Origin of the sequence: Sphaerochaeta associata (assembly GCF_022869165.1) — a bacterium.
GTDB classification, from domain to species: Bacteria; Spirochaetota; Spirochaetia; order Sphaerochaetales; family Sphaerochaetaceae; genus Sphaerochaeta; species Sphaerochaeta associata.
In genome coordinates, this window is the sequence record NZ_CP094929.1 from 1,336,485 (window position 1) to 1,361,012 (window position 24,528).

Below are 24,528 nucleotides of genomic sequence, written 5' to 3' on the forward strand. Positions count from 1 at the left end.
TACACATGGCAGATCCAAGAGAACAGAAGTTGGCAGAACTTCTCGTCACATATTCGGTACAGCTTCAGAAAGGCGAATCGTGTCTCATCAACGCTGTCGATATTCCCACCAGCATGACTGAAGCCCTCATCAAGGCTGTCTATGCCGCTGGGGGGTACCCGGTGGTAAACCTATGGAACCAACGCATCGAGCGGGCGATGTGTGAAGATGCAACCGAGCATTCGCTTGCCAAGTGGGCCGATGTCGACACCTACCGCATGAAGCAGATGGATGCCTTCATCGGCATCCGCGGTATCGCAAATGTACGCGAGCTTGCAACCATTGCAGAGAAAACGAACTTGGCAAGCAAGTATTACAATACCCCGGTACACATGAAGACCCGCCTTACCCAGACCAAGTGGGTGGTGCTTCGCTATCCGACCGAGGTCATGGCGATGCAGGCGGGAAAGGGTACGGTGGAGTTTGAAGAGTTCTTCTACAAAGTCTGCACCCAAGTCGACTACAATGCCATGGCCGCTGCGATGGCGGAAGCCAAAACCTTCTTGGACACCGTCGACCGGGTTCACATCAAGGCGAAGAACACCGATCTTACCTTTTCGGTCAAAGGCATGCCATGGGTTCCCTGCGCCGGGAGAATGAATATTCCCGACGGGGAGATCTACTCCTGCCCGGTCAAGGACTCGGTCAACGGAACCATTACCTACAACGCCGAGAGCACCTATCACGGCCATTGTTTCAAGGATGTGAGCTTCACGTTCAAGGATGGTAAAATCATCGAGGCGCATGCCGATGACGATGCGCTGCTCAATGACATTCTTGACATCGATGAAGGTGCGCGCTACATCGGGGAGTTCGCCCTGGGGTGCAACCCTGGTATTCTCGAACCGATGGACAACACGCTGTTTGATGAGAAAATTTTCGGATCGATTCACTTTACCCCCGGCAACGCATATGAGGATTGCGACAACACCAACCGCAGTGCAGTGCACTGGGATCTGGTGCAGATCCAGAGACCTGAATACGGCGGAGGGGAGATGTATTTTGATGATGTTTTGGTCCGAAAGGACGGAATATTCGTCCATCCCAGGCTTACCTGTTTGAATCTTTCTCTCTAGAAGCGATTGACAGATAAGGCCAAGCTCTGGTACAACAAGGCAAACGTCAAGGGCGATGTGGAGCAATCCGCATCGCCCTTTGTTGTTTCAGGCCCGTTGGGCTTCGTACAAAGGTGTGCGGTGATTTTCACTGCACGCCTCTTTTTTTGTTTTTGGAGGGAACGTATGTACGTATCGGTGGACACGCTCTGGGTCTTGTTGGGGACGGTGCTCGTGTTTTTCATGCAAGCAGGTTTTGCCATGGTGGAGACTGGTTTCACCCGGGCGAAGAATGCCGGCAACATCATCATGAAAAACCTCATGGACTTTTGTCTGGGTAGTGCTGCGTTCTGGATCATCGGCTTCGGACTGATGTTCGGGTTGAATGGGGGAGGCAGTGCCCTGCCCTTGGTAGGAGTGCCGGATTTTTTCATCCTTCGCGATTACGGATCGGCCGTGCCCTCCTATGCCTTCATTATGTTTCAGACAGTCTTCTGCGCCACGGCGGCAACCATTGTCAGCGGGGCAATGGCTGAACGAACCAAGTTCGTCTCCTACTGCCTCTACTCAGTTGCCATCAGCGCCTTGATCTATCCGATAAGCGGACATTGGATCTGGGGCGGCGGTTGGCTCTCAACGCTTGGGTTTCATGACTTTGCCGGTTCTACTGCAGTTCATATGGTAGGTGGAGTTGCAGCCTTCTGGGGGGCGAAGATCATCGGACCGAGAATTGGTAAGTACGACAGCAATAAGAAAGCACAGGCGATTCCTGGTCACAGCCTCACCTTGGGAGCCTTGGGTGTGTTCATCCTCTGGTTCTGTTGGTTCGGTTTCAATGGTGGTTCGACGCTCAGTCTCGATAGCAGTGAAAGCCAAGTCAGTGCGGCAATGATTTTCTTCAATACCAATCTGGCCGCAGCCTTTGCAGCCATTGCAACCATGCTCCTGACGTGGTGGAGGTATAAGAAACCCGATGTATCGATGACCCTCAACGGAGCACTCGCCGGCTTGGTTGCAATAACCGCAGGCTGTGATGCAGTCTCTCCTTTCGGCTCTGCCATCATTGGGATCATCAGCGGCATAGTCATTGTATTCGCCGTTGAATTCTTTGAAAAGGTTGCTCACATCGATGATCCGGTCGGTGCCATTTCGGTGCATGGAATCTGCGGGGCGCTCGGAACGCTTCTTGTTGGAGTATTCGCTGTAGATGGAGGTCTGTTCTACGGCGGAGGGTTTGCAATGCTCGGTATTCAGGCACTGGGAGTCGGATCGGTCATGCTGTGGGTATCGGTGACCATGATCGGTTTGTTTCTGCTTCTGAAGAAGACCGTAGGGCTTCGTGTATCTCATGCAGAGGAGATAGCAGGACTCGATCTGAAAGAGCATGGGCTCTGTTCAAGCTATGCCGACTTCATGCCCGCCGTACCATCGGTGCTCGGCACCCTTGTGACGGAGGAACTTGCAATTCCTGTAACAGAGGTTCCTCCTGTACAGAAACCCAGCCGCGAGGCTCCGATGACCAAGGTGGTCATCGTCAGCAGGCAGAGCAAGTTCAATGAGCTCAAGGAAGCCTTGAATGCAATAGGAGTCATGGGTATGACGGTAACCCAGGTCATGGGCTGCGGAATGCAAAAGGGCCAGAAGGAGTATTACCGAGGTGTTGCGGTCTCCCCGACCCTGTTGCCGAAAATGCAGCTTGAGACGGTTGTCAGCAAGGTCCCTGTACGGGCGGTCATCGAGGCTGCCAAGAAGGCACTCTATACCGGTCATATCGGCGATGGCAAGATCTTTGTGTACACGGTGGACAATGTGGTCAAGGTTCGTACCGGCGAAGAGGGCTACGACGCACTGCAGGATGAGATTATTCCAGAATAATGGAATAAGAAGAGTGAACAGCACATCAAGAGGGGGCCGGTCGGCCCCCTTCATACTTGCTATCTCTCCACATCGAACACAATGGTGCGGTTCTTGTACATGATGATCCTGCTCTCAAGGTGGGCCTGCACAGCCTTGGCCAACACCCTGCGCTCGACATCCTTTCCCACGTCCCTCAGCCCGTTGGGACTGAGTTCGTGGTTCACCCGTACCACATCCTGGTCGATGATCGGGCCCTGGTCGAGTTCCTCGCTGGCATAGTGGGCTGTCGCTCCGATCATTTTAACCCCACGTTCATATGCCTGCCGATACGGGTTGGCCCCTTGGAAGGCAGGGAGGAAGCCATGGTGGATGTTGATGATTTTCCCATGCCATTGGCTGGTGAAATCGCTGCTGAGAATCTGCATGTAGCGCGCCAGGACCACCAAGTCGATATCAAAGCGCCTCAGCAATGTCATTACCTTGGCCTCCTGTTCTGCCTTGGTTTCGGCTGTGACCGGCAGGTAATAAAATGGAATGCGGAATTGGTTTGCAATAATTTCCAAGTCAGGGTGATTACTGATGATCAGGGAGATGTCGCACTTCAAGTCGCCTTCATTCTTGCGGGCGATCAAGTCGTAGAGACAGTGGCTGGTTTTGCTTACCATGATGGCCACCCGCGCGTTGTAATCACTGTAGTGGCACTCCCACGTCAGGTTGTACTCCTTGGCGAAGAGACCAAAGTCCTCTTCAAGCTCCTTGCGGGTTGTCTTGAGGTCGAGCATGTCAAGCTCGATGCGCATGAAGTAACGTCCTTCGATGTTGTCGGTGTGCTGCTGGCAGTGGACGATATTGTAGCTCCGCTGGAAAAACCATGTGGAGGTGGCGCTGAGTATGCCTTTTCGATCCTCACACTGGATGAGGAAGATTATCTTCTTCTGGTTGTCTTTCATTCCTGGATCCTCTATTACAGGGCTTTTATTTCAGCTTCCCGGGGGTCTTCTCCCAACACAATCTCTACGCTGCGCTTGGCCTCGGCAAGGGCTTTTTCCAAAGCCTTTGCAAGCCGCATTCCTTCTTCGAAGAGTGCAATGCTCTCTTCGAGGGAGGTGTCGGAGGCGTTGAGCTTTTGGGCGATCTCCTCGATTCTGGAAATATCAGTTTCAAAACTCATCGTTACTCCTTTACAAGCGCCTTTCGGCATCCATCGGTGAATGTCAGCGTCAGCAGAGATCCAGGCACGGCTTGCTCTTTGGATGCAACAAGCCGTCCTTCCTGGTTTTGTACGACCGCATAGCCTCGGGCAAGTATAGCAAGGGGGCTGAGGGCTTGCAACTCTCTGATGGCCAGTTCGGCCCGCCCGCTATAAGATTTCAGCAGTTGGTTCTGGGCTGTGACTATATTATTAGTGGCATTTGCCAGTAAATACTCCTTGGTATTGATGATGTTCTTGATCCTCATCCCCATCGCCTTGGTGTCGAAGCGCTTGAGTTTGCTCTCTGCCAGCGCAAGTCGACTCTCCATGCTTTTCAGCAACTGCGTACGTAGGTTCCCCACTTGGTTGCGAGAATCCAGATAGCCTTGGCTGACCAGCTCTGCAGCAGCAGAAGGGGTGGGGGCACGTAAGTCTGCGACGAAGTCCGAGAGAGCCCAGTCGATCTCGTGCCCGACAGCACTGACGATGGGAATCTGGGATTCGTGGATGGCCTTAATCACACACTCCTCGCTGAAGGGCAGCAGATCTTCAATCGAGCCGCCGCCGCGCCCGACGATCAGAACATCGCAGAGCAGCAGATTATTGGCTTGTTGGATTCGATTTGCAATGGAGGGGGCTGCACTCTCCCCTTGGACGGTGGCAGGAAGGACCAGCACATCGACCGAGGGTGCCCTTCTCTGCAGTATATTCAGAATATCCTGCAAGGCTGCTCCAGTGGGACTGGTCACCACCCCGACCCGAAGGGGACGCTTGGGAATGGGCTTTTTATTTTTTTCGTCGAAATACCCCAATGCAGCATACTGGCGCTTACGCATCTCCAGCATGGCGAGAATCTGCCCGAATCCGGCTTTTTCCATGCTGTCGCACTTCAGCTGATAGGTTCCCCGCGCCCCGTATACATCCAGGCCGCCGGTGACTATCACCTTATCCCCTTCCTGAGGGGCGAAGTCAACCTTCCACGTCGAGCCTTTGAACATGACTGCACTGATGGAGCAGGACGCATCCTTGAGGGTGAAGAACCAGTGGCCGGTGGAGGATGGGCGGAAGTTGGAAATTTCACCGCTGACCTTCAAGCCGTAAAAACCCTGCTCGAGGGTTTGTTTGATCAGGCCGGTAAGCTCGGAGACAGAGAGCTCGGTTTGCAGCAGGTTATCCATTCTCCTGCTCCTTGTCAGGCTTCGGTCGTCCAAGCCTGTGCAATTGGTTGAGGATTCCCAGGAAGGCGAGTATCGCCCACATGGTGAAAAAGAGCCAGAACTGCAGATACCAGAATTGGGAGAGCAGATAGGAAACAATCAAGGAGCCTGCAACGGCGCTTTCCAAGGCCATGTAGGAGTCGAACCGGATGAGGCTGTAGGCGAGGATGATGACCTGCAATACAAGAAACATAACAAAGCTGGTTTGCAGGGGAAGAAAACCTAGGATGAGTAGAAAGATTACCAAACCCATGCTCAACCCGGTAAATGAGGCTACAACCAGCCGAGGGAGTGCCGCCTTCCTTCTGGATAGGTAGAACAGCAGCAAGCCTCCGAAGCAGAAGGAGAGCAGGTTGACCAGAACCCCCATATAATCCTGGGTGGTGAAAATGATATTCCACAGCTCGGAAAGGGGTGAGGCAGAGGAAAGGCCTACCAACAGCGATTGTTGGTGGAAAACGAGCAGTACCAGGGCAAGAAAGACGAGACTGCCTGCAAAAACACTGCGTATGCTTACCAAGAGTCGTTTTGCAACATAGCCATAGAAACAGAGGAAAAAACCCGTCAACAGCCCGATGAACATCACCGCCGCTCCGATTGTACTTCCATCACTTTGCATGTACGTTCCTTATCTTCAAAAAAAAAGAGACAGCACAGTACGCTGTCTCTCAACCTAACTGGTTGGCTTAGCCTTGGATGATAGCTGCTGTGGGGCAGACATCGGCACAAGTGCCGCAATCGATGCATGCATCAGCGTCGATTACATAGATATCGCCTTCAGAGATAGCACCGGTCGGGCATTCGGGCTGGCAGGTACCGCAAGCCACGCAAGCATCAGTGATTTTGTAAGCCATGATATTGACTCCTTACTTCGTTTTCGTTGCTTTTGACTATATACCGCCTTTGCATGCAAGTCAAGGAATTTGAATAATCTGTACTAAAAGTACAGAATAATGAAAATATAAAAACTCACAGTAAAAGTTATATTTGTATCAGAGAGCCATTTTCCCATTACTTCCTACTATATAAGTATCTCATGAATTTCTTTATTGCAATAGGGATTGTACACTACTTGAATCTAACTTTGAAATGTACTGTATTCGCTGTACAATACTCTTAACGGCGAAGACCGGAGGCTGGTACGCCTTCCGAGTAGCCTGGGGTCCTCTCTGGTGGAGGGCCTTATTTGTATTTCAGTATGCATATAGCATGGAGAACGTGATATAGACATCGTTATTGTTCTGGGTGATACTGGTGATGGTCGGCGAAGTGGTTAGGTCTGCGAACCTTTCAAGTACCCGGTCCAATGAGGGGCGCACTCCGAAAGGGGTGCGTTTTTACTTACCGGCATTTCGGCGTTCTTTCGTTGCTTGATCTCAAGTCCTCCGTTCCAATCGGAGCGCAGAATCGCTGAGCGTCCCGATCGGGCAGACAGCACACCAGATTCTGGGTCTGTAGATGCGTGAAAGCACCAACGCCAATAGGGTTGTCGATGCCATCATTCCGTAGAAGCGATAGGAGAGATGGATAAGGAAAAGAGGGGCCTGGACGGTGAGAAGCTGAGGCAGGCTGAAGAGCTCGATGGCGATGAAAAGCCTGATGTACGGCATCGCTTCCATTCTTCCCAGTGCCACTTGGACGGTTGAGCCGGTGATGAAGAGCAGGTTGAGCCCGAAGTACCAGATCATGATGCGCCGGAGTCTGCCGTTGGTGATGAAAGCTGGATTCTTTCTCCAGTTCTTCCTTCTCCCTGCTGCATTGAGCAGACTTGCACGAGGGCAGTAGCTTTGGCACCAAAGCTTCTTCTTCGCCTTGGCAAGCAGGATGAATGGAAGTGCCATGCACAAGAGTGCAAGATTGGCAAAGAGTATGGAAATAATGCCGAGTGCAAAATAAGCCAAGGTGATGAAAAAGAGGTTGGGCAGCAATCCCTTTCTGTTCATGCTTTCTCCATCACCAATGCCTTGGGGAAGCAATAGCGGGTGCATTTTCCACAGTTGATGCATCGCTCTCGGTCTACGGTGGGCGCTTTCTGTCCCTTCTGGCTCAACGCTCCGACCGGACATGCCGAAACAGCTGGGCAGCGATGGTTCTGCGGGCAGCGGTGCTTGAGAACCACCAGTGTTTTGGGTGTGGTATCGTGAGTTTTCAATCCGAACAGAGATGCAAGTGAGAATGCCATAGAGTTCCTCCCGTGGTTTTGTACGTACCATACCGGAAAGGAAGGCTTCTGTCAAACTATTGTTAATAGCAACAATTGTGAATGACAATCAACTATCCATCTTCGCCCTTGCCACTCCCGCAATCTTGGTTATATAGTCAAGCAGAGTGGAGGAGTGAGCATTGAAAAAGCTTGTACTTGCGGAAAAGCCGAGTGTTGGGAGAGAGTTGGCGCGTGTTTTGAACTGCTACAGACGGGAGACCGGCTATATTGAGGGCGAACACTATATCGTGACCTGGGCGCTGGGGCATCTGGTGGAGCTTGCCCAGCCGGCCGCCTACAGTGAACGGTACAAACGGTGGTCACTGCGCGATCTTCCCATGCTTCCGCCTGTGTTGCAACAGGAGGTCATCGAGCAGAGCAAGGATCAGTTTGCAGTGGTTAAAAGCCTGATCGGGAGAGCGGATATTGAGAGCGTAGTCATCGCCACCGACGCCGGTCGGGAAGGCGAGTTGGTCGCCCGCTGGATTATGAAGCTTGCCGATTACCAAGGTCCCGCCCACAGGCTGTGGATCAGCAGCCAGACTGAAGGCGCCATCAAGGAGGGGTTCGCAAACCTCAAGGATGCAAGCCTGTATGACAACCTCTATAAAGCCGCTGAGAGCAGGGCCGCCGCCGACTGGTATGTCGGCATGAATGTAACCAGAGCCCTTACCTGTCATTATGATGCAAAGCTTTCGGCAGGCCGGGTGCAGACCCCGACCTTGGCACTCATGACCCGGCGCGAGGATGAGATTGAAGCCTTCAGCGGACAATTCTACTGGACTTTGAAAGCTGATTTCACCCAATTCACCGCCTCCTACTATCCGAGTGAGGATTCGATCAGAATCACCGAGGAGGCATCGGCCAAAGAGAAGGAAAGCTCACTGGTAGGAAAGACGGGAAGGGTTGTGAGCTTGGAAACCGTTGAGAAACGTGAGCAGCCGCCGCTTGCCTATGACCTTACCGAACTGCAGCGTGATGCAAACAACCTGCTCGATTTCAGTGCAAAGCAGACCTTGGATGTACTGCAGGCCCTGTATGAGCAGCATAAGATAGTCACCTATCCGAGAACCGACAGCCGCTACATAACCACCGACATCGTCGCTACCCTGCCACAGCGACTGCGCAGCCTGCAGGACACTCCCTTCAGTCCCCTATGCGCCCGTTTTGTCAAGGATGGGTTCCGCGTCGATGAGGAGCGCTTTGTGCAGGATCTGCAGGTAACCGACCATCACGCCATCATCCCGACCGAACAGCGGGTTGACCTTTCAAGGCTCAGTGCACAGGAGAAAGCCCTGTGGGAGTTGATCGCCCTGCGCTTCTTGGAAGTGCTCAGCCCCGATTATGAATATCGGACCACCACCTTGACAGCCGAGGTCGAAACGTGTCGGTTCAAGACACGCCTTACCATCCCTGTAGAGCAAGGCTGGAGAAGTGTTGCCGCCTTGATCGGTAAACGAAGCGCCCAAGGCTCACTGGGTGATGAGGATGAGGCAAGTCCCTCCTTGTTGCGGGTCAAGGAGGGTGATGCTGTCACCATCAATTCTGTCAAGCTCAGAAAGCTCGCAACCGCCGCTCCCTCCCGCTATACCGAGGCGACCCTGCTCTCGGCCATGGAGCATGCCGGACGCTTTGTCGAGGATGCAAAGCTGAAGAAGCGGCTGACCAACGGACTTGGAACGCCGGCTACCCGTGCAGATATGATAGAGAAGCTGATCCAAAACCACTATATAGAACGGGTTGGCAAGGAGCTGGTTCCCACTCCCAAAGGCAGGGAGTTGGTCCGCCTTGCCCCTGAAGAGCTGCGTTCGCCCGAATTGACCGGGCGTTGGGAGGAGCGGCTTGGCAATATTGCAGAAGGCAAAGAGGATGGTGATCGTTTCATCCAAGACATCAAGCAGAATGCCTCAGCCCTTGTCGCCCAGGTAATCGGCAGCAGTGATGTGTTCTCACCGCATTTCCCTGACTCCAAGAAGTGCCCGTACTGCAAGACGCCGATGATGAAGGTCGTAGATGAAATCGGGCAGAGTCACTTTCTCTGTCAGAAACTTTCATGCAGCTATGAGGAGATGGAGGTCAAGAAGCGGGTGCCTAAGCCTCAAGCCGAGAAAACGACGGAGCCGAAAAAGAAAGTCGTGGTGAAAGTCGCTCCCGTCGAGGTCGATGGAGTCAAGAAGCGCGTGGTTCTAAAAAAGAAACCTCCGGTTCAATCCTTCTCCCTGCCCGATGAGGAGGCTTCACCAGCCTATACCTGGGAGACTGTCATCGAGGTTGTAAGACCGAGCAAGCTTGCCTATCGATCTGAACGCAATGAACGAAGCAGCGATACCAGAGGAGGGTGGAAACCACCGGTACAATCACAGCATATAGTCGACCAGACTCCTTCGGAAGGCGGCAGCTTCGCCGATTTCTTGAAGGCCAATGAAGAAAGAAAGAGACGAGACCGGGAGAAAAGGCGTACATAAGCCGTCTCTGGACCAGTTCCTCGTTCTTGCGGGATCCCTGCCTCCTTCATAGCTTCCAAGTACCTCCAGGAATCTATCCGGCCGAACCAGCAGTCCTGATTGTTGCATCCCTTGCATGCCCACGGTTGCACGTGAGCCTGCAAGGGATGTCTTTTCACTCGCTGATAATTTCTCATGGCTATATTTCTTCAAACGTGTCCTTCGCATCTGCTGCCAAGCCCTCTCATTGTGCTACTTCAGGTGGGATTACCATACATATGGATAGCAGGAAAAGTGCGCATTTTCTTGGCTATCCATTGTAGGTTTTGGAATTATTGCGTTGACAACTGGCTCAGCCATGGTAAGATATAGTCGCTACTCATACTATAAGAAGTAGCAAAGATGCACTCATACGTCACTACTATAGGAGGGAGACATGAAAAAGAACCGAATAGGGTTACTGGTGCTTGCGTTGATACTGGTATCGGGTTTGCTCTTTGCAGCTGCGCAGGCGGAGACCTCTGCTCCGACGGCAGGAGGAATGGAACCTCTCAAGGCAGCCACGTATTCGTGGACGGCAGGTGGAATGGGAGGCGGCTGGTATACACAAGCCGGAGCCATGTCGGCAATCGTGAAAAACACATTCCCCGAAATTACCATCAAGGTCATTCCTGGTGGTGGAACAGCTAATCCGCTGGCCGTTGATCAGGGAAAAGATGACATTGGTTGGGGCGTAGGATATGTCGACAAAGCTGCATACAATGGTGTAGCACCTTTGTATGACAGGGAAGTGAAGAACATCAGGGGCCTGCTCGGTGGATTCTCCGTTGACTTCTATCACTTCTTGGCTGCAAAATCGACTGGAGTAACCACAATCGACGAATTCGCAGCGAAAATCAAGGCTGGAGAGAAACTCAACGTTGCCGCTCCGATGCCGGGAACCAGTGAACGTGCCCTTACCACGTTCATCCTTGAGAACTACTACGGTATCTCCTATGAACAAATCGAGAAGAACGGCGGCAAGTTGTTCCAGGCTGTCTATGGTGACATGGTCAACTATTACAAGGACCGACACGTTGATTACGTTATCGCTTGTCTTGGCCTTCCCGGAGCAGCAATCACCGAAATGACGATTTCAAGAGATTCCACCATCCTTGAAGCCAGCGACGATTTGATCAAATGGAGCGCGAACACGTATGGTACCGTTGCTCTTGAAAGCGGTTTGAATGTGATTCCTGCCGGAACCTACAAGGGCATTGATGTGAACAAGAAGGCTATCGGGCACTCAACAGAAATTATTGCTTCCGCAAAATTGCCTGAGACGGTTGCCTACCATTTCGTCAAGGCTCTCATTGAGAACATTGGTGAAGTCAAGTCCATCAATCCTTCGTTCAATAAGTATTTCACCGCTGAAACCGCTCCTGTTACCATGGTTCCTCTTCATCCAGGTGCCGAGAAGTATTACAGAGAGGTTGGTTTGTTGAAGTAAGTGTACATCGACCATCAAAAACGGACCTTCCGTACAAGGTCCGTTTTTTAAAAACTAATACGAAAGTGGAGTGAATACTATGCGTGAATTGAAAGGTTGGTTGAAATGGGTCGTTAGTTTTTGCCTCGTTGCGGTGGCTGTCTTTCATTTATATACCGCGATATTTGGAGTATTCCAGCCCAGAATTCAACGGGGTATTCACTTGATGGTTCTCTTGCCGATGGCCTTTATTCTGTTTCCTGCATCAAAAACAAAGTCGCCTACCGATCGACCATCGGTTTTGGATGTAGTATTGGCCATTCTTGCAATTCTCCCGCCGTTGTATCTCATGCTGATGGATGCGAAACTGAACCTGCGGTATGAGTTGATCGACCCAGTTACTCCACTGCAGACTATTCTTGGCCTCATCAACATCATATTGCTGATCGAAGCCGTCCGTCGAGTCGTCGTACCAGCGATGGCCATCCTCATCAGTCTCTTTCTTGTGTACCTGGTCACAGCTCCGTTTCTTGGCGGTATTTTTTACTCCAAGCCGATGGCTCTCAGCCGCATGGTGGAGATTCTCTACCTCTTTACGAGCGAGGGCATCTACGGTTCCATCATCGGAGTTACTGCGACACTGGTTGCTGTATTCGTCATCTTCGGTGCCTTCATGCAGAATACGAAGACCGGCGAGTACTTTACCAATCTGGCAGTCTCGCTTGCAGGAAGATCCATTGGAGGTCCTGCAAAAATCGCCGTCATCTCAAGCGGCTTGTTCGGTTCGATCAGCGGTGTGGCTGCAGCAAATGTGTATGCAACCGGTGTGTTCACCATTCCCCTTATGAAGCGCCTGGGCTATCGCAAGCAATTTGCCGGAGCAGTTGAATCAGCCGCCTCCACCGGAGGATTGATCATGCCTCCGATCATGGGAGCCGGAGCGTTCGTCATGTCAGAAATCACCGGTATTGCCTATGTTCATATCATTAAGGCAGCAGTTATCGGTGCAATTTTCTACTATCTGAGTATTCTCATTAAAGTTCACTTCGAGGCCAAGAAGGAGAATCTTCGTGGCATGGATGAGAGCGAAATCATATCGACGAAACAGGTCCTAAAAGATTCGTATCAGTTGATACCCCTTATCGTTCTCGTCATTTTCCTGGTCATCGGGTATTCACCGTTCATGGCAGCAGTCTACGGTATATTGGCGACCTTCCTGATGACCTTCCTCAAACGCGACACATGGATGACTCCAAAAAAGCTGTACGAAACCTTCGAGTTGTCGGGAAAGAACCTGATCATGCTTGCAGTGACGTGCGCCGGAGCCGGAATGGTCATAAGCATCGTAACGTATACCGGCCTCGCGTTGGGAATAGCTTCGGTCATCCAATCGTGGTCGGGCGGGTTTTTACTCCCTGCATTGATGCTCATCATGGTTACCTCGATTCTGATGGGCATGGGCATGCCGTGTACGCCTGCCTACATCGTTGCCGTGACCATCGGTGGGCCCGCCCTTCAGGCATTGGGTATCGATGTTCTGACCGCACACCTGTTTGTATTCTATTTTGCAATTCTGGCTGAAGTGACGCCTCCTGTGAGCATCGCCAGTTATTGCGGGGCTGCCATTGCCGGTTCCGATCCTTTGAAGACTGGTTGGGAAGCGCTTCGTCTGGCATTGGTAGGGTTCATTATCCCGTACATATTTGTATATAACCCTGCTTTCCTGATGAGAGGAAACTTTCTTGAAATAATGGCTCTTTGTATTATCGTATTTTATGCTATTATAACTATGGCATCATCGATGCGCGGCTACTTCAATAGGATTCTGAAACTATGGGAACGATTAGCATTAGGAGCCTTGACGGTAGGTATGGTCATCGTTGCATGTACACCAAAAATCATGCACTCGTATACGGTTGATATTGCCCTGATCATTTCGGCGGTCGTCATCCTCGTGTTCGTTGTATTGGCAAAACTGAAAAAGAAGGTTCTCTCTCCGGCCTGATGTTGAGAGTGTATTTCTAGGGATTAACGCCATCGAGCAAGATGGTTCAGCTGGTTACGCGATTGGTAAAAGACATAAAGGAAGTACTATGCGTAACCGGCAGGGAAGGTGGTATATATGAGATCATATCGAGTTGCGGTTGTAGGTGCATTGGGAGCGGTAGGCCAGCAGATGGTGAGAATCCTTGAACGGTCCTCTTTGGCCGTATCTTCGCTCAAGCCGCTGGATATTGAAGAGAATGCGGGAAAGCAGGTCTCGTTCAGGGACAAGATGTGGACGGTCGAGACATCGGGCAAGGGCAAGTTCATTGACGTCGACATCGCTTTGTTCTCCGCTGGAGCTGAAGCGAGTGAGATCCTGGCTCCGATAGCGGTTTCGGAAGGGGCGGTCGTCATCGACAACTCGAGTCAATGGCGCATGACCGATGGTGTCCCCTTGGTGATTCCCGAGGTCAATCCCGAAGCCTTGCGCTCGCATAAGGGCCTGATAGCAAACCCCAACTGCTCGACCATCCAGATGTTGGTCGCACTGAAGCCGTTGCATGATGCATTCACCATCAAGCGTGTTGTGGTTTCGACCTATCAGGCCGTCTCGGGCAGCGGCGCTGCTGCGATTCGCGAATTGCGTGAGCAGACGCAAGCGGTATTGGACGGCAGGCAAGCTGTCGCACAGGTGTATCCGCATCCAATAGCATTCAACGCATTACCGCAAATTGATGTCTTCTTGGAGAATGGATATACCAAGGAAGAGATGAAGATGGTCAACGAAACACACAAGATGCTCGATCCAAATATTCTCGTCAGTCCGACTGCTGTCAGGATTCCAGTCTTCAGAGGCCACAGCGAGTCCATCAATCTTGAGTTTGAAAAACCATTCGAACTTGAAAAGGTTTTTGAGCTGTACAAGCATGCTCCGGGGGTCCGGCTCGTAGACGATCCTGGACACCTGGCGTATCCGTTGGCCCTTGATGCAGAGGATCGTTACGAAGTCTTTGTTGGAAGACTCAGAAGAGACCCGTCGATCGAGAATGGTCTGAATATGTGGGTGGTTTCTGATAATCTCCTTAAAGGAGCAGCGCTCAATACTGTACAGATCGCCGAGAAACTGGTCGAGATGGATTTGATTGGTCGTTGATCGTGCTGTCGACGCTATAAAGGAGATGAAGTACATGACACGTTCTGCCGACGTATTGGTTATCGGTGGGGGCATAATCGGCCTTTCCTGTGGGTTTTACCTCTCAAAGCGGGGTAAGCGGGTGTTTGTACTCGATACCGGCGGGTTTGCCGATGGAGCATCCGGTGCATGCGATGACATGATACTATTCCAGTCCAAGAAACCCGGTATCAATCTTGAACTGACATTTGAGAGTTTGGAGCTGTATAAATCGTTACTTACCGAATTGGGTGGTGATCTTGGATTTGCGAACTTGGGAGGAATGGTCCTGATTGAAAACCAACAGGAGTTGGAGATCATGGAGGAATTCGTTGCACAGCAACGCTCCTACGGTCTTGATGTCGAGGTGATCGATAAGCGTGAGATGCTCAAGAAGCAACCCTTTCTCAGCGACCATATCATAGCTTCCACCTACAGCAGGATGGATTCCCAAGTCGATCCTTTTGCGGTTATGCGAGGCTTTGAACGTAAAGGTACCTCCTACGGAATGAAAGTCTTCAGGCGCAACGGGGTCGTAGGGATCGATCGCATCGGTACAGGTGATTTTCAGGTAGGTACCGTAGATGGTACTATCTTCCAGGCTCCAGTGGTTATTAATGCTGCTGGAACGTGGGCTGGACAAATCGGTGCGATGGTTGCGGCCAATGTGCCGATTACGCCCAAACGTGGTCAGATTGTCATAACCGAGCGTGTACCGCCGATAGGCGATACCAATATTTGGAGTGCGAAATATCTGGTGACCAAATTACGAAGTGATGTTGTTGTCGATTTGAATGAAGACGAGCGGTCCCTTGGCTTGTCCCTGGCATTAACCCGCTCTGGTGGTGATACGTATCTGATAGGCAGCACCCGTGAATTCGTAGGCTTTGATAAGCGTACCACAATTGCAGGAATCAGGGCGATCATCAATCAGACGCTCAAGGTTGTGCCGAAGCTACGGGAAGTCAACTTCATCCGCTCGATTGCAGGCTTGAGGCCTTCTACGCCGGACGGTAGGATGTTGTTGGGTGAGCATGCCGGCATCGAAGGCTTTTTTACTGCAGCAGGGCATGAAGGCGATGGTATCGCACTCGCCCCGATTACCGGTAAACTCTTGGCATCGATGGTATGCCACGATCCGGTTGACCAACGATTGGACGAGTTGTCGCCCAACAGATTCGCAAAATCCTAAGGAGGACCAAATATGACCGACGATAAGGACATGTTCATCTGTCGTTGTGAGGAAGTCACCCTGCGTGAGATTGAACAGGCGATAGACGAAGGTTTTGTAACCGTTACGGATATCAAGCGAGTAACGCGTGCAGGAATGGGCCTCTGCCAAGGGAGAACCTGCACCAAGACCATTGCAAGAATCATTTCCCAGCGTACCGGTAAACCGCTTGATGAGGTCCTGCCAAAATCCTACCGATCGCCGGTGCGACCGCAAAAGATGCAGGCAGTCGAGAATGAGGAGTTTAACGATGCAAAGAATTCTTGAGCATCCGATACTTGGTCCGCTCCCCGAGGAGGAGAAGGTTACCATATATGTCGATGGAGAACCTGTCGAGGCGAGAAAAGGGGAGATGATAGCGGCAACGCTCATGGCTACAGGCAAGCCTTATTTCCGCAAGACGGTCAAGCGGCATGAACCGCGTAGCATCTTTTGCGGCATCGGGCGTTGTACCGATTGCGTCATGACAGTCAACGGGATTCCTAATGTCCGCACCTGTGTAACGGCAGTCGAAGACGGGATGGTGATCGAGACTCAGATGGGATTCGGCGATTGGGGAGGAAACGATAGCAAATGATGGAACGTGATATAGTTGTTATCGGATCTGGTCCGGCTGGATTGTGTGCGGCCATTGAGGCTGCCGAGGCCGGGGCAAAGGTGCTGTTGGTTGACGAAAACGCAAAACCAGGCGGGCAGTTGTTCAAGCAAATACATAAGTTTTTCGGTTCACGAGAACATAGTGCAGGTGTACGTGGGATCGATATCGGAACCTTGTTGCTGAAGAAGGCCGAGGACCTGAATATTGAAGTCTGGCTCAATACTGAAGCCTGCGGAATATTCGATCAGGATAAGGTCTGGGTGGTGCGGGATAAAAGCAAATCCATGACCATTCATGCAAAGCGCATCATCCTGGCTACCGGAGCCAATGAGAATGTGGTCAACTTCCCCGGCTGGACACTTCCGGGCGTTATGGGAGCCGGGGCGGCACAGACCATGATCAACCTTCACCGGGTTCTTCCAGGGAAGAAAATTCTCATGATCGGCTCGGGAAATGTCGGCGTCATCGTATCGTATCAGTTGCTTCAGGCGGGAGCGGAGGTCAAGGCGGTTGTAGAGGCAGCCCCGCAGCTCGGCGGCTATGGCGTCCATACGGCCAAGGTAAGGCGGGCGGGAGTCCCTTTTTATACTGGACATACCGTACTCGAGGCGAGGGGAACCGATCACGTCGAATCAGCGGTGATTGTACAGCTTGATGCTTCTTGGAAACCGATTCCAGGTACTGAATTTGAATTGGATGTCGATACCATCTGCATTGCCGCAGGTCTCACTCCTGCAGTGGAATTGGCCTTTGGAGCCGGTTGTCGTTCAGTGAATAGTCCTGTATTGGGGGGATTGGTGCCATGGCACGACCAGAGGATGTGTACGAGCATACCCTCCATCTATATTGCAGGAGATGTTTCAGGAGTTGAAGAAGCCAGTACTGCAATGGAAGAAGGACGCATGGCCGGATTATCAGCCGCTGATTCGCTTGGATATCTTGAGGAATCACGGTATAAAGCCCGATTTGAAGCGATCAACCATAATTTGTTGGCGTTGCGATCAGGGATGTTCGGACAAAAAAGACGTGATGCGAAAGAAGCCATCATGGCTGCCAGCAAAGGATGAACGAGATGGACAACCACAATGAGACAGAAGGGAGACTCAAGACTACCGGTGCGGCAAGCCTCGCCGAATTGCACGCAACAAAGGAATATATCCTTCCCGACGAGCATATGAAGCATCCTGTCGCAGTCATCGAATGCATCGAGGCAATCCCCTGCAATCCATGCGAGACGGCGTGCCCCGTTCATGCCATCACCGTAGGTTCAGAGATCACCAACCTGCCGGTGATCGATATTGAAACCTGCACCGGCTGCGGCTTGTGCGTTGCGGCATGTCCTGGCTTGGCCATCTATCTCAAGCAGAAGGAGTATGCGAAGGGTTTGTCCTTTATCGCTTTCCCGTTCGAATATGTGCCGCTGCCCGAGGCAGGCCAAGTAATAGATATGGTCGATCGCCACGGCAGGGTTGTATGCAAGGGGACTGTGATCAAGGTTGCAACAATCAAGAAGTTCAATAGAACGGCAATCATCCATGCAACCTACCCGGTCGAGCAATACGAACAGGTGGTGAACATGCAGCGTTTGGCCCGAGACTAAATGGCAAACTCTTCCTTGATGATCCTGATCGCCTTATCAACGTCGGTGGAATAGATTGCATACTCAATCTTGTTCTCCGATGTTGTAACAGCGAAAATTGAAATATCCGCTTTCGCCATACAAGAGAATACCTTGTACGCTACACCCGACTGGAATTCCATGCCGGGGCCTTCCACGGACAGCTTGGTGATATTCTCCGAAATTGTTGCCTTGGTCTCTCCCTGAGTCTCCGTCAACGTGGCGATTACGTCCCTGGTCTTTATAAGATCCTTCCGATTAATCGTAAAGGCAATTGCAATATGTCCGTTGGTTGCCCCGGTATGGCTGATCATGTCGATGAATACATCGTTTGATGCCAACGCCCCATACAGGTCGGTGACGATGGACATGTTCCTTGGGATATTCTCTATCGATACAAGTACTTGATCCGGTTGTGCCAAAAGTGTCGTAATTGCGCTTTTTGCGGTAATCATATCCTGCATCGTATACATGCCGGGCTTTTGTTCAAAGATGTAGGAAGCCGCCAACACCGCACCGGTTGCAAATACCTGTCGTGAAAAGGCTTGATGGGCGATGGTGATTACCTCGTCCTTGCCTGCAAAGAACACTTCGTGCTCTCCGACGATTGTTCCGCCGCGCAGTGAATGGATGCCCAGCTCATCACTGCTGCGCTGAGCCTCTCCTCCCTGTCTGCCGTATACATATCTCAGTTTCTTGGTCCTGCCTTCATTGACCGAATCTGCTAGCATCAACGCGGTTCCGCTGGGAGCATCCTTTTTCAGATTATGATGTTTTTCGATGATTTCCACATCGAATTGTTCTCCCAGCACCTTTGCTGCATGCTTGATCAGCTGCTGGACAAGGTTGACTCCAAGTGACATGCTTCCGCTGCGGAAAACAGGGATTGTATCAGCTGCCTTTGCCAATAAATCCAATTCCAATGTTGCAAGTCCTGTAGTTGCGACAACAACGGCAAGTCTGCGTTCGATGGCGACATCGAGATAGTCGTGCAGCGATTTGGGTGAAGAAAAGTCAAGTAGTACGTCTGCTTCGACGGGGCAGGCGAGCAGGCTCTGATATACCGGATAGGCTCGCTCGCTTGGATATACATCGATTCCCGCAACGATGGATAGATTGTCCAGCCGCTCTGTCATCGATGTAATGACTTGTCCCATTCTTCCACTGCAACCGTATAGAATTACTCTCACCATACAAAACATCCTGTTAGTAAATTTGTATGTATGTTATTCTAAAAACAATAATGAATCAATAATAACATAAAAATATTTTGCATTAGTTTATGAATGGTTGGTGTAATGAATGCCCCCTGACAAATAAAGTCGGGGGACATGTTCTCATTGGATTCGCGGGTCTCTTTTCCAAGGCCTGCTGCCATGAACCGCTACTTGAATGTGGCCAGAAGCTTTTCCTTGTTTACTGCCTTAAGCGGTACCAACGGAAGTCTGAATACCTCTTCAAGCATTCCCTTGGAAGCCATGTAGGTCTTTACAGGAACCGGGTTGGTTTCGATGAATTGATTTACAAAGAACGGATAAATCCAGTTGTACATTTCCAGAGCTGTCTTGTAATCACCAGCGGCGGCAGCGTGTGTCATTTTCACCATTTCGGCAGGAAACATGTTGCTGGCCACCGAGATGATGCCTTGTGCACCGCATACCATCATCGGCAGAGTAAGTGCATCGTCCCCGGATAACACTGCAAAATCAGCGGGTCTTTTATGAAGCAGGTCCTGTATTTGGCCCATACTTCCACACGCTTCCTTATCAGCAACGATAAGAGGATGCTTTGCCAGCTTCAGTACAAGATCCACCGACATGTTGATCGCACTGCGACCCGGAATGTTGTAGAGGACCACAGGCAGGCCGCCATGTTCGGCAACTTCGATAAAATGTCGATACAGGCCTTCCTCGGAGGGCTTGTTGTAATATGGGGCTACCTGCAGGGTATAATCGGCACCGGCATCCTTTGCTTTTTTAGTTGCTTCTATTGCCGATTTCGTGCAGTTGGAGCCACTTCCGGCGATGATGGGAACCTTTCCTTTAGCAAGGAGCGCAACGGTCTTGATGATCAACTCTTTCTCTTTGTCATCGAGGGTCGGACTCTCTGCGGTTGTACCTATGGGTACCAAGCCATCGATACCTGATTCCAATTGTTTTTGAACGATTGCCTTGAGCGCACCGATGTCAAGATCCCCATTTTTGGAAAATGGGGTAACAAGCGCAGTAAAAACTCCATGCAACATGGCGATTCTCCTTGATTTTGTCATTCTCGCTACTCATACTGTGAGTGGTAGTAGTTTAAACCGCCGAATTGCTGCAGTCAAGTAAAACCGCTGGAAGAACTTAGCAGGGAGGGAAGCAACCGATCGGGATTGGAATCAAGCCTTGCGAGAATGCTGTAGATTGGTTAGACTGTAAGGGAGGTACAACAGTGGAAATTGCAAAGGATAAATGGAAAAAGCCAATTCTGGAACTTATCGGAAATTCGAAGGAACCGGTTGGATCATGGTATATTGTCAATAACTTCAAGAAGAACGGCATCGAAGTAAGCAGTGCAACGGTTGGACGGGAGCTCAACGAGTTGGAAACACTCGGATATGTCGAAAAAATCGGATTCAAAGGGCGTTTAATCACACCGTTGGGAAAGAAAATCATCGAAGATGCGAACACTACGCTCGAACTCGATTATTACAAGAACAGCTTGGAATCTCTCTTGAGCAGCCATGTGCTGGAAAATTTCATCATGGTTCTTGAAGCGCGATCCGCCATCGAACGTCAGACGGCGCGCCTCGCCGCAGAACGTATTACCGATGAGGAATTGGCGGAACTCAAACGCTGTTATGCAAATCAGCAGATGCATTCATCCGACAGGCAGAGTATAGCAAAGGATGATATTGCGTTTCACAGTTGCATTGCCAAGGCATCGAAAAACAAGGCGCTCGTATCCCTGTATATGATGCTGTCCACCATGGGCCAACAGTCGGAATTGTTTGAGCAACTCAGGCATCGAGTAGGGGACAACTACCGGACGTATCATCTCAGCATTTTAGAAGCCATCGAGAAGCATAACCCCGATCAGGCTGAAGAGAGTATGATGGACCATCTTCAAAAACTGACGCGCGACGTCAATCAGTATTGGAACGAATATATGCGCAAGCGCAAAGATGGTGATGGAGTGTGATTCCTGCATATCTGCATAACGGTTTCTGCGGTAACAGCCTTTGCCTATACGCTGGTTGAACGCCTTCTTGTCCCGATCGACGGGAAGGCGGATTGTCAAGGCATGACCTGCTGCTGATCGGTTGGGATTTCGACAGCCTCTCCCTCGGTTGTCCGCCTGACACTCTATGCTTATCGGATTTTCCATGCCTGCCGCCTCGGCGGCATGATCACCTATAGAGTTTTATCATTTGGTATTCGTGCTTCTTGGTCTTTCCCTCCGTCAAATCATGGTTTTCTCTTGGTATGGAAGCGAGTGAATGATGAATTTTAGTTCAGAGTAGTTGTATTAGAAACATTTTGTTGTGATTATAGACAAAATGTTATGAGAATGATACACTCCAAAACAATTCAAACATAGGAGAACTGAATGCACATTGCAATAGTAGGATTTGGAAAAATGGGTAGGCAATTGCATGAGGCGGCAATTACCGGCGGGCATGAGGTTGTTTCCATAATCGATCCCCATGTTGCCGATCCGAAGGTGACCCATCGTACGCTGACTGCACAAGCTCTCGCTGGTGTGGATGTAGCAATCGAGTTCTCCGTCGCAGACGGAATTGAAGAACGGATGCAGTTGTACTGCGATACCTCGACGCCTGCAGTCATTGCAACCACCGGATGGTACGATAAGCTGGATGCCCTCAAGCCGCTTGGTTCCCATCCTGGATGCGCAATCATCTGGTCTGGAAACTTCTCGATCGGCGTGCAACTTTTTTTCGCCATCGTTCGCAAGGCTGCAAGCCTGATGAATGGCTTTTCCGAGTACGATCCGTTGGTCCGGGAATGGTTTCATGCGGCAAAAGCCGATAGTCCTTCAGGTACCGCTGTGATGCTGGGAAATATTCTGACAGAAGAGCTTGCAGGGAAGGAAAAGCTTGAGACTGCACGCCTGGACCGCAAGCGGGAACAACGTGAAATACATGTATCATCGGTGCGCGGCGGGTATAGTCCCGGTGTGCATTCGGTTCTTTTTGATAGTCCTGTCGATACAATCGAGCTGATCCATACCGCCCGAAACAGGGATGGGTTTGTATCGGGAGCACTGAAAGCCGCAGCATGGATCACCACCAAAAAGCACGGCTTCTTTTCAATCGATGACATGCTTGGCGATGTATTTCTGTCAATGGAGAAAAACGTATGAGAGAGTTAAGTTTCAAAGGGGTTCATACTGCGTTGATCACCCCGTTCACCAGAAAGGACAATTTGGATGAAGAGCGCCTCGAGCAGATCATCGAAGCACAGATTCAAAGCGGTGTCGACGGTTTGGTTCCTTGTGGAACAACCGGTGAGAGCCCGACGCTCAGTCATGATGAGCACGACCGAACCATCGCCCTTACGGTCAAGTACGCCAATGGAAGGGTTCCCGTTATTGCCGGCACCGGGTCCAATGCCACCAGTGAAGCGATCAGGTTGTCACGCCATGCCCAGCAGGCAGGCGTCGATGCCGTGCTGCTTGTGAATCCCTACTACAATAAACCCACGCAGAAGGGTTTGTACCTCCATTTCAAGGCGATTGCCGAGAGTGTCGACATCCCTTGCATCCTCTACAACATCAAGGGGAGAACGGGAGTGAACATCGAGACTGAGACCGTCAAGGCCCTCAGTGATGCCTGTTCAAACATCGTGGGAGTGAAGGAAGCCAGCGGCAGCCTCGAACAGATGCGGGCGGTGATCGAAGCCACCCATGGAAAGTTCCATGTGCTCAGCGGAGATGACAACCTCTCCCTGCCCTTGATTGAAAGTGGTGGCGATGGCGTAATCAGTGTTGGTTCGAACATATGCCCCGCATACATCACCAAGATGATCCACCTTGCCTTGGAAGGCAAGTTTGAAGCAGCCAGGGCGATGGAAGCAAAGTTGGCAGGATTCTTTAAAGCGTGTTTTCTGGAAACCAATCCCATCCCGATCAAGACAGCCATGGCCCGGTACGGATGGTGCGAGGAGTCGTTCAGGCTCCCGATGTGCAGCTTTGAGAATGAAAAAAACAGAGCCCGTCTCTATGCAGAGCTTGATGCATTGGAAGAGATCGGGGCGATTACAAGGAGATAGCATTCATGGCAACGATAAATACCAATTACCAAAAGCTTGCAAGCGGGTACCTCTTTCCCGAGATCGCCCGCCGAACGAGTATCTGGCAAAAAGCCCATCCTGGAGTGCCTGTACTGCGTCTGGGCATCGGCAATACCACCGAGGCCCTTCCAGAGGCAGTCTGCAGTGCAATGAAGGAGAAGGTTGATTCCCTCTCCGACCGCAGCACCTATACCGGCTACGGCGATGAGCAAGGGGATACCTACCTGCGCGAAGCCTTGGTCGCCTACTACAAGCGGTACGGGGTGGAACTTGAGAGCACCGAGTTCTTCGTGAGCGATGGAGCTAAAAGTGATGCAGCCAATATTCAGGACATCTTTGGGGAGAACAACATCGTTGCCATCCAGGATCCTGCCTACCCGGTTTATGTGGACAGCAATGTCGTCGGTGGCCGTACAGGACGCTTCAACAAGGAGAAGGGGTGTTACGACGGCTTTGTCTACCTTGCCAGCACCGAGGAGAATGGATTCATCCCAGAGCCACCGAAGCAGAAGGTCGATTTGATCTACCTGTGCAGCCCGAATAATCCCACCGGTGCTGTGGCGACCTATGACCAGCTGAAAGCATTTGTCGACTATGCCAGGGAACATAAGAGCGTTATCATTTTTGATAGTGCCTACAGTGAATACATCACCGAAGCCGGATACCCTCGTTCCATCTATGAAGTGGAAGGAGCGAAGGAGTGTGCCATCGAGATCAACAGTTTCTCCAAGTTCTCCGGTTTTACCGGCGTACGGCTTGGTTGGACCATTGTGCCGAAAGCCCTTTGCTGCGAGGATGCCCCTCCTGCAGTGCTGAACGCCATGTGGAACCGCCGACAGTGCACCTTCTTCAATGGTGCAAGCAATATTGCCCAAAAAGGCGGGTATGCAGCATTGTCGGGTGAAGGGTATGAGCAGAGCAGGGCACTGGTAGCCTACTACCTGGAGAACGCCAGGATTATCCGTGAAGGGCTTTCAAAGGTGGGCTTGACGGTCTATGGTGGAGTAAACAGCCCCTATATCTGGGCGAAGACTCCCAAGGGTATGGAGAGCTGGGATTTCTTCGACCTGTTGCTCGATACCTGCCATGTTGTGGTGACACCGGGAAGCGGCTTCGGTCCTGCCGGGAGGTCTTATGTCCGGGTTTCTTCATACG

Annotated in this window: 23 protein-coding genes and 1 pseudogene; 15 read left to right on the top strand and 9 right to left on the bottom strand. The window is 51.2% G+C overall.

All coding sequences use genetic code 11. The annotated features are described in order from the left end of the window. The first annotated feature begins 5 nt into the window (after nt 1–5). The gene (locus tag MUG09_RS06165; RefSeq protein ID WP_244774557.1) at nt 6–1,115 is read left to right on the top strand and encodes an aminopeptidase; all 1,110 of its coding nucleotides are present in this window, start codon (nt 6–8) and stop codon (nt 1,113–1,115) included. 165 nt (nt 1,116–1,280) lie between these two features. Beyond that, nucleotides 1,281–2,969 carry an ammonium transporter gene (locus tag MUG09_RS06170; protein WP_244774558.1) on the top strand — a complete coding sequence of 563 codons (1,689 nt, stop codon included), beginning with the start codon at nt 1,281–1,283 and terminating at the stop codon, nt 2,967–2,969. Between the two features lie 59 nt (nt 2,970–3,028). Here the strand turns inward: MUG09_RS06170 and purU are convergent, their stop codons facing one another. The 7 genes from purU to MUG09_RS06205 all read right to left on the bottom strand — a co-directional run bounded on the left by purU (nt 3,029) and on the right by MUG09_RS06205 (nt 7,542). Further along, nucleotides 3,029–3,901 carry a formyltetrahydrofolate deformylase gene (gene purU / locus MUG09_RS06175; protein WP_244774559.1) on the bottom strand — a complete coding sequence of 291 codons (873 nt, stop codon included), beginning with the start codon at nt 3,899–3,901 and terminating at the stop codon, nt 3,029–3,031. Nucleotides 3,902–3,915: 14 nt separating this feature from the next. Next, nucleotides 3,916–4,122 (bottom strand): exodeoxyribonuclease VII small subunit, encoded by a 207-nt coding sequence (gene xseB, locus MUG09_RS06180; RefSeq protein WP_244774560.1) that lies wholly within the window; start codon nt 4,120–4,122, stop codon nt 3,916–3,918. 2 nt (nt 4,123–4,124) lie between these two features. Continuing rightward, nucleotides 4,125–5,321 carry an exodeoxyribonuclease VII large subunit gene (gene xseA, locus MUG09_RS06185; protein ID WP_244774561.1) on the bottom strand — a complete coding sequence of 399 codons (1,197 nt, stop codon included), beginning with the start codon at nt 5,319–5,321 and terminating at the stop codon, nt 4,125–4,127. After that, nucleotides 5,314–5,979: a hypothetical protein gene (locus tag MUG09_RS06190; protein ID WP_244774562.1), complete on the bottom strand. Its 666-nt coding sequence runs from the start codon at nt 5,977–5,979 to the stop codon at nt 5,314–5,316. Before MUG09_RS06190 ends, xseA begins: the two co-directional genes overlap by 8 nt. A 67-nt stretch (nt 5,980–6,046) precedes the next feature. Then, entirely contained in the window at nt 6,047–6,214 is a 168-nt protein-coding gene (locus tag MUG09_RS06195; protein WP_013606780.1) for a DUF362 domain-containing protein, read from the bottom strand. A gap of 522 nt (nt 6,215–6,736) precedes the next feature. Beyond that, entirely contained in the window at nt 6,737–7,303 is a 567-nt protein-coding gene (locus MUG09_RS06200) for a 4Fe-4S binding protein (RefSeq protein WP_244774563.1), read from the bottom strand. Then, the gene (locus tag MUG09_RS06205; protein WP_244774566.1) at nt 7,300–7,542 is read right to left on the bottom strand and encodes a 4Fe-4S binding protein; all 243 of its coding nucleotides are present in this window, start codon (nt 7,540–7,542) and stop codon (nt 7,300–7,302) included. Before MUG09_RS06205 ends, MUG09_RS06200 begins: the two co-directional genes overlap by 4 nt. Nucleotides 7,543–7,703: 161 nt before the next feature. Between MUG09_RS06205 and MUG09_RS06210 the strand changes: the two genes are divergently transcribed. The 9 genes from MUG09_RS06210 (at nt 7,704) to MUG09_RS06250 (ending at nt 18,061) form a co-directional block, all read left to right on the top strand. After that, nucleotides 7,704–10,028, top strand: a complete 2,325-nt coding sequence (locus tag MUG09_RS06210; RefSeq protein WP_244774568.1) for a DNA topoisomerase III — start codon at nt 7,704–7,706, stop codon at nt 10,026–10,028. A 415-nt stretch (nt 10,029–10,443) separates the two neighbouring features. After that, entirely contained in the window at nt 10,444–11,496 is a 1,053-nt protein-coding gene (locus MUG09_RS06215; RefSeq protein ID WP_244774569.1) for a TAXI family TRAP transporter solute-binding subunit, read from the top strand. Between the two features lie 79 nt (nt 11,497–11,575). Further along, on the top strand, nt 11,576–13,480 hold the full coding sequence (locus MUG09_RS06220; protein WP_244774570.1) for a TRAP transporter permease: 1,905 nt from the start codon (nt 11,576–11,578) through the stop codon (nt 13,478–13,480). 117 nt (nt 13,481–13,597) lie between these two features. After that, nucleotides 13,598–14,614: an aspartate-semialdehyde dehydrogenase gene (locus MUG09_RS06225; protein ID WP_244774575.1), complete on the top strand. Its 1,017-nt coding sequence runs from the start codon at nt 13,598–13,600 to the stop codon at nt 14,612–14,614. A 34-nt stretch (nt 14,615–14,648) separates the two neighbouring features. Next, nucleotides 14,649–15,824, top strand: a complete 1,176-nt coding sequence (locus MUG09_RS06230; protein WP_244774577.1) for an NAD(P)/FAD-dependent oxidoreductase — start codon at nt 14,649–14,651, stop codon at nt 15,822–15,824. Nucleotides 15,825–15,836: 12 nt separating this feature from the next. After that, nucleotides 15,837–16,130: a (2Fe-2S)-binding protein gene (locus MUG09_RS06235; protein WP_244774579.1), complete on the top strand. Its 294-nt coding sequence runs from the start codon at nt 15,837–15,839 to the stop codon at nt 16,128–16,130. Continuing rightward, complete coding sequence (locus MUG09_RS06240; RefSeq protein ID WP_244774581.1) at nt 16,114–16,440, top strand: (2Fe-2S)-binding protein; 327 nt, start codon at nt 16,114–16,116, stop codon at nt 16,438–16,440. Before MUG09_RS06235 ends, MUG09_RS06240 begins: the two co-directional genes overlap by 17 nt. Beyond that, complete coding sequence (locus MUG09_RS06245) at nt 16,437–17,528, top strand: NAD(P)/FAD-dependent oxidoreductase (RefSeq protein WP_244774584.1); 1,092 nt, start codon at nt 16,437–16,439, stop codon at nt 17,526–17,528. The genes MUG09_RS06240 and MUG09_RS06245 overlap by 4 nt, the downstream gene beginning before the upstream one ends. 5 nt (nt 17,529–17,533) lie before the next feature. Further along, nucleotides 17,534–18,061 carry a 4Fe-4S dicluster domain-containing protein gene (locus MUG09_RS06250; protein WP_244774586.1) on the top strand — a complete coding sequence of 176 codons (528 nt, stop codon included), beginning with the start codon at nt 17,534–17,536 and terminating at the stop codon, nt 18,059–18,061. Here the strand turns inward: MUG09_RS06250 and dapB (MUG09_RS06255) are convergent. Together dapB (MUG09_RS06255) and dapA (MUG09_RS06260) are read right to left on the bottom strand one after the other, a co-directional pair. Continuing rightward, a complete protein-coding gene (gene dapB, locus MUG09_RS06255; protein ID WP_342345922.1) occupies nt 18,058–19,281 on the bottom strand; it encodes a 4-hydroxy-tetrahydrodipicolinate reductase in 1,224 nt (407 codons plus the stop codon). The genes MUG09_RS06250 and dapB (MUG09_RS06255) overlap by 4 nt on opposite strands. Nucleotides 19,282–19,463: 182 nt before the next feature. Next, nucleotides 19,464–20,324, bottom strand: a complete 861-nt coding sequence (gene dapA, locus MUG09_RS06260; RefSeq protein ID WP_244774590.1) for a 4-hydroxy-tetrahydrodipicolinate synthase — start codon at nt 20,322–20,324, stop codon at nt 19,464–19,466. 188 nt (nt 20,325–20,512) lie between these two features. Between dapA (MUG09_RS06260) and MUG09_RS06265 the strand changes: the two genes are divergently transcribed. The 4 genes and pseudogenes from MUG09_RS06265 to MUG09_RS06280 form a co-directional block, all read left to right on the top strand. Next, a complete protein-coding gene (locus tag MUG09_RS06265) occupies nt 20,513–21,262 on the top strand; it encodes an FCD domain-containing protein (protein WP_244774592.1) in 750 nt (249 codons plus the stop codon). Nucleotides 21,263–21,670: 408 nt separating this feature from the next. After that, nucleotides 21,671–22,444, top strand: coding sequence for a 4-hydroxy-tetrahydrodipicolinate reductase (gene dapB / locus MUG09_RS06270; RefSeq protein ID WP_244774595.1), 774 nt, complete (start codon nt 21,671–21,673; stop codon nt 22,442–22,444). Beyond that, entirely contained in the window at nt 22,441–23,352 is a 912-nt protein-coding gene (gene dapA / locus MUG09_RS06275; protein WP_244774597.1) for a 4-hydroxy-tetrahydrodipicolinate synthase, read from the top strand. Before dapB (MUG09_RS06270) ends, dapA (MUG09_RS06275) begins: the two co-directional genes overlap by 4 nt. A gap of 5 nt (nt 23,353–23,357) precedes the next feature. Then, nucleotides 23,358–24,515, top strand: a pseudogene (locus MUG09_RS06280) (LL-diaminopimelate aminotransferase); the annotation flags it as partial. Between the last annotated feature and the right edge of the window lie 13 nt (nt 24,516–24,528).

What these genes read in the sequence shown, in the direction of transcription:
- dapA (WP_244774597.1), top strand. Translation starts at nt 22,441, where the DNA reads ATGAGAGAGTTAAGTTTCAAAGGGGTTCATACTGCGTTGATCACCCCG.
- xseA (WP_244774561.1), bottom strand. Translation starts at nt 5,321, where the DNA reads ATGGATAACCTGCTGCAAACCGAGCTCTCTGTCTCCGAGCTTACCGGC.
- MUG09_RS06205 (WP_244774566.1), bottom strand. Translation starts at nt 7,542, where the DNA reads ATGGCATTCTCACTTGCATCTCTGTTCGGATTGAAAACTCACGATACC.
- purU (WP_244774559.1), bottom strand. Translation starts at nt 3,901, where the DNA reads ATGAAAGACAACCAGAAGAAGATAATCTTCCTCATCCAGTGTGAGGAT.
- MUG09_RS06250 (WP_244774586.1), top strand. Translation starts at nt 17,534, where the DNA reads ATGGACAACCACAATGAGACAGAAGGGAGACTCAAGACTACCGGTGCG.
- dapA (WP_244774590.1), bottom strand. Translation starts at nt 20,324, where the DNA reads ATGTTGCATGGAGTTTTTACTGCGCTTGTTACCCCATTTTCCAAAAAT.
- xseB (WP_244774560.1), bottom strand. Translation starts at nt 4,122, where the DNA reads ATGAGTTTTGAAACTGATATTTCCAGAATCGAGGAGATCGCCCAAAAG.
- dapB (WP_342345922.1), bottom strand. Translation starts at nt 19,281, where the DNA reads ATGTTTTGTATGGTGAGAGTAATTCTATACGGTTGCAGTGGAAGAATG.
- MUG09_RS06245 (WP_244774584.1), top strand. Translation starts at nt 16,437, where the DNA reads ATGATGGAACGTGATATAGTTGTTATCGGATCTGGTCCGGCTGGATTG.
- MUG09_RS06165 (WP_244774557.1), top strand. Translation starts at nt 6, where the DNA reads ATGGCAGATCCAAGAGAACAGAAGTTGGCAGAACTTCTCGTCACATAT.
- dapB (WP_244774595.1), top strand. Translation starts at nt 21,671, where the DNA reads ATGCACATTGCAATAGTAGGATTTGGAAAAATGGGTAGGCAATTGCAT.
- MUG09_RS06190 (WP_244774562.1), bottom strand. Translation starts at nt 5,979, where the DNA reads ATGCAAAGTGATGGAAGTACAATCGGAGCGGCGGTGATGTTCATCGGG.
- MUG09_RS06225 (WP_244774575.1), top strand. Translation starts at nt 13,598, where the DNA reads ATGAGATCATATCGAGTTGCGGTTGTAGGTGCATTGGGAGCGGTAGGC.
- MUG09_RS06195 (WP_013606780.1), bottom strand. Translation starts at nt 6,214, where the DNA reads ATGGCTTACAAAATCACTGATGCTTGCGTGGCTTGCGGTACCTGCCAG.
- MUG09_RS06230 (WP_244774577.1), top strand. Translation starts at nt 14,649, where the DNA reads ATGACACGTTCTGCCGACGTATTGGTTATCGGTGGGGGCATAATCGGC.
- MUG09_RS06235 (WP_244774579.1), top strand. Translation starts at nt 15,837, where the DNA reads ATGACCGACGATAAGGACATGTTCATCTGTCGTTGTGAGGAAGTCACC.
- MUG09_RS06215 (WP_244774569.1), top strand. Translation starts at nt 10,444, where the DNA reads ATGAAAAAGAACCGAATAGGGTTACTGGTGCTTGCGTTGATACTGGTA.
- MUG09_RS06240 (WP_244774581.1), top strand. Translation starts at nt 16,114, where the DNA reads ATGCAAAGAATTCTTGAGCATCCGATACTTGGTCCGCTCCCCGAGGAG.
- MUG09_RS06200 (WP_244774563.1), bottom strand. Translation starts at nt 7,303, where the DNA reads ATGAACAGAAAGGGATTGCTGCCCAACCTCTTTTTCATCACCTTGGCT.
- MUG09_RS06220 (WP_244774570.1), top strand. Translation starts at nt 11,576, where the DNA reads ATGCGTGAATTGAAAGGTTGGTTGAAATGGGTCGTTAGTTTTTGCCTC.
- MUG09_RS06170 (WP_244774558.1), top strand. Translation starts at nt 1,281, where the DNA reads ATGTACGTATCGGTGGACACGCTCTGGGTCTTGTTGGGGACGGTGCTC.